The sequence below is a fragment of the Bacteroides cutis genome, assembly GCF_900241005.1.
GTDB classification, from domain to species: domain Bacteria; phylum Bacteroidota; class Bacteroidia; order Bacteroidales; family Bacteroidaceae; genus Bacteroides; species Bacteroides cutis.
Window position 1 is genome coordinate 588,600 of sequence record NZ_OEST01000001.1, and the last position, 12,080, is coordinate 600,679.

General features: G+C 39.7%; 7 protein-coding genes. 6 read left to right on the forward strand and 1 reads right to left on the reverse strand.

Annotation, left to right across the window (positions count from 1 at the left end):
* Positions 1-15 precede the first annotated feature (15 nt).
* Positions 16-777, reverse strand: coding sequence for a 4-hydroxy-tetrahydrodipicolinate reductase (dapB, locus tag C1A09_RS02275; protein WP_101542109.1), 762 nt, complete (start codon positions 775-777; stop codon positions 16-18).
* Positions 778-873: 96 nt separating this feature from the next.
* On the opposite strand from dapB, the gene C1A09_RS02280 reads away from it, so the two are divergent.
* From C1A09_RS02280 to C1A09_RS02305, 6 genes are all read left to right on the forward strand, one after another.
* Positions 874-2,151, forward strand: coding sequence for a DUF2851 family protein (locus C1A09_RS02280; protein WP_101542110.1), 1,278 nt, complete (start codon positions 874-876; stop codon positions 2,149-2,151).
* A gap of 57 nt (positions 2,152-2,208) precedes the next feature.
* Positions 2,209-2,715, forward strand: coding sequence for a DUF4348 domain-containing protein (locus C1A09_RS02285; RefSeq protein WP_101542111.1), 507 nt, complete (start codon positions 2,209-2,211; stop codon positions 2,713-2,715).
* 172 nt (positions 2,716-2,887) lie between these two features.
* On the forward strand, positions 2,888-3,577 hold the full coding sequence (locus tag C1A09_RS02290) for a DUF6250 domain-containing protein (protein WP_101542112.1): 690 nt from the start codon (positions 2,888-2,890) through the stop codon (positions 3,575-3,577).
* A gap of 42 nt (positions 3,578-3,619) precedes the next feature.
* A complete protein-coding gene (locus C1A09_RS02295; RefSeq protein ID WP_370738715.1) occupies positions 3,620-6,670 on the forward strand; it encodes a chondroitinase family polysaccharide lyase in 3,051 nt (1,016 codons plus the stop codon).
* Positions 6,671-7,141: 471 nt separating this feature from the next.
* A complete protein-coding gene (locus tag C1A09_RS02300; protein ID WP_101542114.1) occupies positions 7,142-10,264 on the forward strand; it encodes a SusC/RagA family TonB-linked outer membrane protein in 3,123 nt (1,040 codons plus the stop codon).
* 13 nt (positions 10,265-10,277) lie between these two features.
* Positions 10,278-12,080: a RagB/SusD family nutrient uptake outer membrane protein gene (locus C1A09_RS02305; RefSeq protein ID WP_245874950.1), complete on the forward strand. Its 1,803-nt coding sequence runs from the start codon at positions 10,278-10,280 to the stop codon at positions 12,078-12,080.

The window sequence follows — 12,080 nt, forward strand, 5'->3', positions numbered from 1 at the left end:
ATCATTTAATTTTGTTTATTTCAAGAAAGGGAATAAGTCGTCCATTCCTAAGAAACCTTCATGTTTTGCGGTATATTCGGCAGCCAATACGGCACCCAGTGCGAAACCTTTACGGTTCTTTGCATCGTGGGTGATTGTAATACTGTCTGCTTCGGAATCATAACGGATGCTGTGTATACCTGGAACTTCTCCTTCGCGGATAGAGCTTACTGATAATTCGTTTGCAGCACACTCCATAGAACCAGAAATTGTTCCGTCGGCAGCCTGTAATCTCCCTTTTACCCAATGGTCTTTGCGGTCAAGATTTTCCAGAATACCTTCGGCGAGAGTGATTGCCGTTCCACTTGGAGCATCCAATTTATGTATATGATGTGTCTCGCTCATGGTGACGTCGTAAGCGGGAAATTGGTTCATTATCTTTGCCAGATATTTGTTGACGGCAGAGAATATAGTTACTCCTAAACTGAAGTTAGAAGACCAGAACAATGTCTTACCACCTTCTGTACAAAGTTTCTTTACTTCTTCACCATGCTCTTCCAACCAGCCGGTACTACCCGAAACCAACTTTACGCCTGCTTTGAAAGTTTTTATATAATTATTGTAAGCCACCATCGGATTAGTAAATTCTATGGCTACATCGGCATCCTTAAAAGCTGTCGATTCGAAGTCCTTCTGATTATTGATGTCGATGATGCTGACGATTTCATGTCCGCGATTGAGGGCAATCTTTTCGATTTCCTTACCCATTTTCCCGTAACCGATTAATGCTATTTTCATTGTTTTTTTGTATTTTATTCAGTTTATCAACAAACTATAGGACGCAAAGGTAATCTTTTTCTTACATTTGCACACAACATTAACGTCTTGTTAACAATGGAACAATTACTGCATTACGTTTGGAGGCATAAGATTTTTCCCCTGACTGCACTCCAAACGACCTCCGGACAGCCGGTCGAAGTAATAGATACCGGATTGCCAAACATGAATGCAGGCCCCGATTTCTTTAACGCCAAGCTGAAAATCGACGGTACGATTTGGGTAGGAAATGTAGAGATACATACCCGCTCTTCCGATTGGTATCGTCATGGGCATCAATTAGATAATGCATATAACAGTGTTATCCTTCATGTAGTGGGTGAAGCTGACTGTGAAGTCACCCGTACTAACGGAGAGACTGTTCCCCAACTGCTACTTCAATGTCCCGAAAGCGTCAGCCGTCGATACGGAGAACTGCGTCAGGCAGAGATTTATCCACCTTGTTACTCCATTCTCGGTTCACTTCCTAAATTTACCATTCATTCTTGGTTGTCAGTTTTACAGGTAGAACGTTTCGAGCAGAAATCCTATGCCATTACAAGACGTTTAGAAAAGTGTAATAATCATTGGGAGGATGTTTTTTTTATTACCCTTGCCCGTAATTTTGGCTTCGGGTTGAATGGAGATGCTTTTGAAGCATGGGCTAATCATTTACCTTTCCGTGCGATGGACAAGCATCGGGATAATCTGTTTCAGATAGAAGCTTTTTTCCTGGGACAGGCCGGATTGTTAGAAGATGAGTTTCCGGAAAACGATGAATATTATCAAAAACTCCGGAAAGAGTTTCATTATCTGCAACATAAATTTGAATTATCTGTTCCGATGGCTGTCGAACAATGGCGTTTCCTCCGTTTACGCCCTGGTAACTTCCCTCATGTCCGTCTGGCACAACTAGCTTATTTATATCATAAAGAGCAATCTCTTTTTTCTCGCGTCATGGAAGCTAGTACACTGGAAAAGGTAAAAAAGATGCTTACTATAAAAACTTCCTCTTATTGGGAAGAACACTTTACTTTTAAGAAAATATCTTCGAAACAGGAAAAACGGGTAGGAGAGAATGCTTTGAACCTGATCCTCATCAATACGATCATTCCTTTCCTTTATGCTTACGGGCTACACAAAGCAGATGAATCCCTTTGTAACCGGGCTACCCATTTTCTTGAAACGTTGAAAGCTGAAAACAACTATGTCACCCGCCTATGGAGTGGTGCCGGATTACCTGTTTATACGGCTGCCGATTCGCAAGCTTTACTTCAATTGCAAAAGGAATATTGCGACAAAAAAGACTGCTTACGGTGCCGCTTTGGATATGAGTATTTGAAAAAAAGATGGTAAATCTATCATCTTATCACTTTTATATTATCTTTGCGCCTTGAATAACAATGTATTTATATGAAGGTAATTCACTTTGTCTTTTGTCTGTGTACAGCACTTATGCTATCAACTAATAGTCTGGTAGCCGAGGAAGATTTTAAAACATTCCTTCAGAAGTTTACATCCAGTGCTTCATTTCAGTATTCCCGTATCAAGTTTCCTTTAAAGTCTCCTATTATCTTATTGAAAGATGATGGTGAGACAGAACAGAAATTCCCTTTCACACGGGACAAATGGCCTTTGCTCGATGAGGAAACTTTGAAAGAAGGACGTATCACGGAGGAAGAAGGAGGAGTATACATTTCCCGTTTTACCGTGAATAAAGCCACTCTCAAAGAGTTTGAAGCAGGTTATGATGAGTCTGAACCTTCTCTTCGTATCGTTTTTGAATTGATAGGAGATAAATGGTACGTTACAGATTGTTATAATGATTGGTACAATTTCGATTTGCCTATTGGAGAGCTGGAAGAAACGGTTCGTACTATTCAAGAAGAAAACAGAGCTTTTGAGGAACTGCATCCGTAAGGTACTCCTCGTTCCACTAAAACTAAAGGGGAAAAAATATAAATTCCTATTTAGTACTCTTCGATTTGGGTAGATAACTACATTTTTATACTTCTTTTGAACGATTTATACCTCTCTTTTCCAAAAAAGAGAGGTTTCTTTGTATAATGTAAAATTATTGGATTAACTAAATATGCGATTACAACCTTTATTGATAGGACTCATATTCTGTTTTTTCTCTGGTGTAGCAGTGGAAGCTACCAATAAACTTTCGGATTGGATACCTGAAGACTCTTCTGGTGAAGTGTGTATCACATGCATGGGAGATACTATGGATATTGTTTCTCCTGATGGACTTTCCCTCTGGTATAAACACCGTCTGACGGGTAATTATGAAATCAGCTATCGTGTTAAGTTTATTTTGGAGAACGGTAAGTACGATCGTCTTAGTGATATGAACTGCTTTTGGGGTGCTAATGACCCCACTTATCCTAATGACTTCTTTACTCGTAGCCGATGGCGTAACGGGGAATTTAAAAATTATAATACTCTGAATTTATATTATGTAGGTTATGGTGGTAATGAAAACAAGACAACACGTTTCCGCGAGTATCATGCAGAATACTACGGAGTAGATGATGCCAAAATCAAACCTGTATTGAAAGAGTATACAGATGCCGCTTATCTGCTCAAGGCTGGGCAGTGGTACGAAATACGTATCCGTGTGGTGAACGGAGTAACGACTTTCCGGGTGAATGGGGAAGAACTTTTCAGTCTACCTGTGACAAAAGGTAAAGGAGAGGGGTATTTTGCTCTACGCTTGTGGCAGAACCATGTACTTTTTACAGATTTTAAAGTGAATAAAATAGAAAACCTTAAATAAACAAACATGATGCAATTCAGTAAGTGGACAATAGGAGCAGGTATGCTTCTTACGATGTGGATGCCTGTGAAAGGTGAAGCTCAGATAGTGAAAAATGAACGTTTACTTTCTTTTGAAGATACACAGGTACCGGCTTTCATTACAGGAACAAACTCCCAACTGGGTATTAGTGATGAACATTATAGAGATGGACGGCAAAGCTTGAGTTGGACATTTCGACCGGGAGCAGTCCTTACCATTGAGAAAGATTTGAGATTTGAGAAGAAAGATCCGACAGGAAAAGATACTTATCTTTCCGCTTTTATTGTGTGGGTATACAACGAACAGGCACAAGACAAGAAGATAGAGTTTGAATTCCTGAAAGACGGTAAGAAATGTACCTCTTTCCCTTTTGGAATTAATTTCACCGGATGGCGTGCCGCATGGGTGTGCTATGAACGGGATATGGAGGGCATACCTGAAGAAGGGATGAATGAGATACGTATTATTGCTCCGGATATAAAAGGAAAACTTTTTCTGGATCATGTCGTTACTGCCAGTAAGGTGGATGCCCGCCAGCAAACGGCCGATGTGCAGGTTCCGTTTGTCAACAAGGGAACTACCAATCACTGGTTAGTAATCTATGAACATTCTCTTTGGAAACCGGAAATTCCTCTTACGCCTATCACCGGGAAACAAAAGCGGGATATACAAATCATGGAAAATCGTTTTCGAGATATGCTTTATACCCCTTCCAAGCTTTCGGAAAAAGAAATGGAGACAATTCGTAAGAAATACGATTTTTACAAGATAACTTACAAGAATGGAAAGGTATCGGGAATTCCCGTGTACTTTGTGCGCCATTCAGAGGCGTATGAACGAATGTTGCCTGACTGGAACCAAGGTATGTTTACTGAACTGGGAGTGGAGATGAGTGACTACTTTAATCTGATGAAACGTATTTCTATAGCTTATCTGGATGCGCATGACATAGCTGTGAAAAGTGAGTTGAAACAGAAATTTCTGGCTATGTATGACAATATTACTGATCAAGGAGTTGCATATGGTAGTTGTTGGGGGAATATACATCATTATGGATACAGTATGCGCGGACTCTTTGTCTCTTATTTCCTGATGAAAGATGTATTGCGTGATGCCGGTAAGCTGGATGAAGCGGAACGTACGTTGAATTGGTATGCCATTACGAATGAAGTATATCCTAAACCGACTGTCAATGGTATTGATATAGATACTTTTAATACGAAGCTACAAGGTCGTGTTGCCAGTATCTTGATTATGGAAGATACTCCTGAGAAATTGCAATATCTACGCTCTTTTTCCCGTTGGTTAGACTATGGATGCCGTCCGGCAATAGGCTTGGGAGGTTCTTTTAAGAAAGACGGAGCATGTTTCCACCATTGTAATAATTATCCTGCATATGCAGTAGGTGGGTTGGATGGCGCTACAAGTATGATTTACCTGTTGAGTGGTACGGAATTCAAACTTTCCGAGTTAGCACACGAAACGGTGAAAAATGTACTCCTTACAATGCGTTTCTATTGTAACCTGAAACAATGGCCACTTTCTATGTCTGGTCGTCATCCTAATGGGAAGGGAGAACTGATCCCCATTCACTACGCCACTATGGCAATGGCTGGTACACCGGATGGTAAACAAAAATATGACTCTGAAATGGCTACCGCTTATCTGCGTTTGGTTGCTTATACGGAAACACCGGATAAGGATGTTCCCGATTACTTGCCGAAAGCTTCTACTAAGCAAGAACTGAAAATGAAAAAGTTACTCGAAACACAAGGTTTCCGTCCTGAACCTGACCCACAGGGTAATCTTGCGTTGGGTTACGGGTGTGTATCTGTGCAGCGTCGTGATAATTGGGCGGCGGTGGTACGCGGGCATTCTCGCTATCTATGGGCTGCCGAACATTATTTGCCAGCCAACTTCTACGGGCGTTATTTGGCACACGGTAGCATGCAGATCTTGACTGGAAAGCCCGATGAAATGGTTACTTTTGCTACTAGTGGTTGGCAAGAAAACGGCTTTGATTGGAATCGTATTCCGGGGGTAACCAGTATTCATTTGCCTTTCGACCAGTTACGTGCTAAGGTGTTGAATGTAGATACTTTTTCAGGTATGGAGGAGATGCTCTATTCCGATGAAGCATTTGCTGGAGGATTGTCACAAGCGCGTCTCAATGGCAATTTCGGCATGAAGTTGCACGAACATGATAAGTATAACGGTTCACATCGTGCGCGTAAATCTTTCCACTTCTTTGATGGTACTATTGTATGTCTCGGTACCGATATTGAGAATACAAATACTGAATATCCTACAGAAACCACTGTATTCCAGCTAGCTGCCACTACTCCTGAAACTCATCGTTATTGGGATAATTACCGGAGTGACGGATGCACTTATATAGATCCGAATGGGGTAGGATATTATTTGTCTAAGACTTCTATGGCAAACGCACGTTATGAAAAGAATTTTCCGCAAGTAACTGTAGGTGAGCGTAGTACCAAATCTACTTCTGGCAATTGGGTGTCACTTGTCTTGGAACATGGTATAGCACCCAAAGCTGCTTCTTATGAATATGCTGTGTTGCCCCATACTGATGCTATTTCTTTGAAAGTTTTCGCCGAGAAACCTACTTATAAGGTTCTCCAAAAAGACCGTAACGCACATATCGTTCGTTCCTTAGCAGATAATTTGACTTCATACGTATTGTTTGAAACTCCCCAGGAACTACCTGCGGAAGGATTGTTACAGAAAGTTGATACCTCCTGCCTTGTGATGATACGTGAGAACAAAGACAAACTTTTACTGACCGTTTCGCAACCGGATCTTGCACTATATCGTGGTTTAAGCGATGAGGCGTTTGATAAAGATGGTAAACGTATTGAACGTAGTATCTATTCTCGCCCGTGGATAAGTAATGACAGTGGTGAGATACCCGTAACCGTTACTTTGAAAGGGCAGTGGCAAGTAGCTGAAACTTCTTATTGTAAACTCGTTTTTACCGATAAGAAACAGACAGTACTGCGATTTACGTGCAGGGATGCAGCCAGTTTCGATGTGGAACTGCGTAAAATGTAATCTTTTACCTTTATTATAGGTTACATCCTTAATTTATTATAATATATTTGGCTCCTGATGAGAAATAAAAAGTTTCATCGGGAGCTTCTTTTTTATATTTGTAACTTTTCTGTTTTCCTTCTTATTCCAGACTCTGTATACGTAGGGAGAGGCTTATACATTCTCTTTTGAATAAAATTACAGCTTTTGTGAACTATATATAAGGGTTTCCAATGTCCATACTTCTACTTTTGTTGCCGTAAACTATGAGTATTTTAATAATAACTAATTAAACCTGTTTAATTAATCTTTTTAAATCTAATAATTATGGCACGAAAATTTGTATTGTACAACAGTATCAGATGTTGACTTTTCTTTCTTCTACCTCTCTTCTATGGATTTCTAATAAAAAAGTGTGTGAAATGTAATAATTTAAATTTAGTATTTATGAAAAGAAAAATCAGATTTAAGATAGCTCTTTGGCTATCACTTATGATGTTTTTTGTGCCTACTATGGCTTTAGCACAAGTCACGGTTACAGGTAATGTCTCTGATGATATGGGACCTATTATTGGTGCCAATATTATTGTTAAAGGTGGTACTACCGGTGTAATCAGCGACGTAGACGGTAATTTTAAAATACAGGTACCAAGTTTAAAAAATACTATTCTGAAAGTGAGTTTTATCGGTTATCAAGAGGTAGAAATACCTCTAAATGGCAAAAACCACGTTAAGGTAGTTTTGAAAGAGGACTCTGAAATGCTGGAAGAAGTTACAGTAGTGGCATACGGTGTACAAAAGAAAGAGACGTTGACGGGTGCTATTTCTTCTGTAAAAACAGAGGCTTTATTGGCATCACCTAATGCCAGTGTAGCTAACTCTTTGGCAGGTAAGATACCGGGACTTTCATCGGTTCAAACAAGTGGACAACCCGGTGCTGAAGATCCTAAGATTTTTATTCGTGGTGCCGGTGCGTTGACTGAAGATCTTTCTGCTCCATTAATTTTGGTAGATGGTGTAGAACGTAGTTTCTTTCAGATGGATCCCAATGAAATAGAAGATGTTACTGTGTTGAAGGATGCTTCTGCCACAGCTGTATTCGGTGTACGTGGTGCTAATGGTGTGATACTTGTAACTACTCGTCGTGGTGAAAAAGGTAAAGCAAAGATAGCACTTAGTTCATCAGTGGGGGTACAAACGCCGACCTATATATTACATAATGCGGATAGCTATACGTATGCTACACTGTTTAGAGAACGTGAAATAAATGATGGTCGTGATCCGGACAGATATTTTACGGACTATGATTTGGAACGTTTCCGCTTAGGTGATGAACCTATAATGTATCCCAATGTAGATTGGCGTGATTATATGATGAAGAAGGGAGCCGTACAAACACAACACAATCTTAATATATCAGGTGGTACTGATCAGGTACGTTATTTTATTTCTGTTGGTTATCTCTTCCAAGATGGACTTTTCAAAGATTTTGGTAATTCATCGGAAGGATATAGCTATAATCGTTATAATTATCGTACCAACTTAGATATGGATATTAGTAAATCTACTACCTTGAAGTTGGGTATAGGTGGTATAGTTGGTAATAGAAAGTCAGGAGCTGTGGCTGAAGGAGATTTATGGAGAACTATCAATGGTGGTTTACCTTTTGGAAGCCCGGGTATTGTTGATGGAAAACCGATTACTATTCCTAATAAATTCGGTGATATAATAAATGGTAATCCTGTCGCAGCTGTCTATAATCGTGGCTCGGTTAAACACATGTCCAATACGTTAAATATGGATTTGCTTTTGACGCAAAAGTTAGATTTCTTGACTAAGGGGCTTTCTGTTGAAGTGAAAGGGGCTTATAATACCACCTATAGTTTTGAGAAACGTATGATAAAGCGGGCTGCCAGATACAGATCATATACAGCTTATTATCGATCAGAACTGGAAAATCCGGAAATGGATTTTACAGACCCAAATTTCAACAAAGAGATTGTTTATTTGGTTGAAGGAAATGATGAAAAGCCGGTTTATGAAGAAAAAGATGGACGTGGGCGCGATTGGTATTTTGAGGCTAGTATCCGATATAACCGTAAATTTGGAGATCATAATGTAAGCGGTTTGTTATTATACAATCAAAATAAAAAATATTATCCCAAGCAATTCGGCTTTATTCCTACAGCTTATGTAGGTTTGGTAGGTAGAGCTACTTATGATTACAAGTCTCGTTATTTGGCTGAGTTCAACATTGGTTATAATGGTTCCGAAAATTTTGCTCCGGACAAACGTTTCGGAACTTTTCCCGCTTTTTCTTTGGGATATATCCTTTCTGAAGAGAAATTTATGAAGAACATCAAGTTCCTTGATTTCTTGAAATTCAGAGCTACTGTCGGTTTGGTAGGTAATGATAATATGAGTAATAATCGTTTCCTTTATTTGCCGGACAGTTATAATGTGGATAAAAGCGGTACTGATAAAGATTGGGGAAATAATCAGTGGGGATATAACTTTGGTTATGACAATACAACTGTCATGAAAGGTACGTTAGAGAATCGTTTAGGTAATCGTAATGTGACTTGGGAAACTTCCTTAAAGCAGAATTATGGTATTGATATGAATTTCTTGAAGAATCGTTTGAAAGCTAAATTTGATTTCTTTAAAGAAAAACGTGAAGATATCTTGATTGCGCGCGGAACCCTTCCGGGTATCACGGCTTTTACTAAGGCCTTGCTTCCGGTGGTGAATATGGGTAAAGTGGAGAATAAAGGATATGAAATTGAATTGAGCTGGAATGACCGTATCGGTGATAATTTCGGTTATTACATTAATGCTAATATGTCATATGCCAAGAATAAGATTATTTTCCAAGATGAGGTAGAACCTAATGAACCTTATTTGTGGCGTACAGGTAAACAGGTAGGTGCTGTGTTTGGCTATGTAACTGAAGGTTTTTATAATGATAGTGATTTCGATATCACTACCGATGATAAAGGTAATAAAAAATATACATTGAAAGAAGGCGTTCCGGGTACACAGGTTGCCGTGTTGCCGGGTGATGTGAAGTATAAGGATCTGAATGGAGATAAATTTATCGATGAGGACGACCAATGCCAGATTGGTTTTACTCAACGTCCTAATTATACATTCGGCTTGAATTATGGTTTCGATTACAAGGGTTTCTTCTTTTCCATGAACTGGACTGGAGCAGCCGAGCGTTCACAAGTATTAAGTAGTTACTTTAGTACTCCATTGAACAGTGGCTTGCTGGATTATCAGACAGAAGGTATCTGGCGTCCCGAAACAGCTGGAACTGCTACTGCTCCTCGTCTGTCTAAGGATCATTCTGATTATAATCATAGACAATCAGACCTTTGGGTCAGAGACGGTTCATATTTGAGACTGAAGAACTTGACTCTGGGATATAACTTCACAAACAATTCTACTTTGAAGAAGCTTGGCATTAGTCAGTTAGGTATTAAATTGACAGGTTATAATTTGTTGACTTTCGATAAACTTGATATTATGGATCCGGAATCCATTACGGATTGGTACAATGCCAGTTATCCTGTAGTAAAGATTTATAATTTGGGTGTGAATATTACTTTCTAAAAAAGATATGACTATGAATAAATATATCAGTAGTTTGTTGGTGGCTTCTTCGTTGCTGTTTGTAGGATGCGACGATTTCAAGTTTGGCAATGCCTTTCTTGAGAAGCCGTTGAGTGACGAGATGAATATAGACAGTGTGTATGCGCATAAGATATATGCCGAACAGGCATTGGCGCAGGTTTATCATACGCTTCCTGATTTTATGCCACATCAAAATCGATTATCATGGGGTATATTGGAATCCTTGACCGATTTGGCCGATATGACTAAAGGTGGTGGTAATGGTTATCACAAAGGAACCATATCTGCAGCCGATCCGGGTGGTGGCCCTTATCAGATACTTTATGATGAAGACGATGGAGCTTTTTCTGCTACCTGGGGTATCCGTAAGGCTCATCTCTTTTTAGATAATGTGGATCGTGTGCCTGATATGACACCCGAAGAAAAATATATCCGCAAAGGAGAGGCTAAGGCTATTATGGCTTTCCATTATGTACAAATGTTCCGTTATTTGGGAGGAATGCCATGGATTGATCGTGCCTATAGCCCTGAAGATGAAATGAAGTTTACCCGCATGACAGTAGAAGAGATGGTGGATAAAGTTTGTGGACTGATAGACGAGGCTGCTGAGATGTTACCTTGGAAGGTAGAAGCTATTGATGATGGACGAATGACAAAAGCCGGAATGATGGCATTGAAGGTACGCTTCTTGTTGTTTGCCGCTAGTCCTTTATTCAACAGTGACCAACCTTTTAAAGATGGTGAGGCTTCGAATCTTCATTATACCTGGTGGGGAAATTATGACAAGAGCCGTTGGCAAAAGGCTTTGGATGCAGGTTTGGCATTCTTACGCGAGAATCAGAAGAATGGTAATTTCTATAAATTAGTGGATACAGGAAATCCTCGTAAGGATTTCTGGGATGGATATTTTACCCGTTACAATCAGGAAATTTTGATATGTAGCCACCGTTATACCAAATGGAATGTAAATAGTAAGTCTGTTTCGCAGATTAGATATGGGGCAGGACAACCAACGATGAACTATGTGAATATGTTCCAAATGAAAGATGGTTCTGAGTTTGACTGGAATAATCCGGTACATGCAAAATATCCTTTCTTCGATGCAGATGGTAATATGGTTCGTGATCCTCGTTTGTACGAGACGGTTATTGTAAATCAGGATAAAATACTGGGTCGTAAGGCAGAAATCTATTGGGGAGGGCGTGATGCGCCTAACCGTATGGGAGGTAAAGGTAATGGTGACTGGATTTGGAATAATTATGCCATTTGTGGAATAGCTGTCCGTAAACATACACAGGATTTGAGAAAAGATGTACAGAATAAATTCTATGAATGCCCCCTGTTACGCTTACCCGAAATTTATTTGAGCATTGCTGAAGCAATGAACGAATTGGGTAAGGCTACGGAAAAAGATGAATTTGGCCGTGATGCTTACGATTATATTAACTTGGTTCGTAGTCGTGTAGATATGTGGGGCTATACCAAGGAAATGGTTGTTCCGGGTAAGGATTTACGTGAAACTATCTTACGCGAGAGAGCATTGGAATTCGGTTTTGAAGAAGTACGCTATTTTGATATCAACCGTTGGAAACATAAAGATTATTTGGACATCACTCGCTATACGCTGGATACATGGAAAGAATCGGATGGTTCTTATCGTCATGAACTGACACAATTCTTCCCCAACAAACGTCAATGGGTGGAACTTTGGGATGATCGTTACTATTTGACCCCGTTGCCGTTGGCAGAAATCAATAAAAAGTATGGTCTAGTTCAAAATCCCGGTTGGGAATAA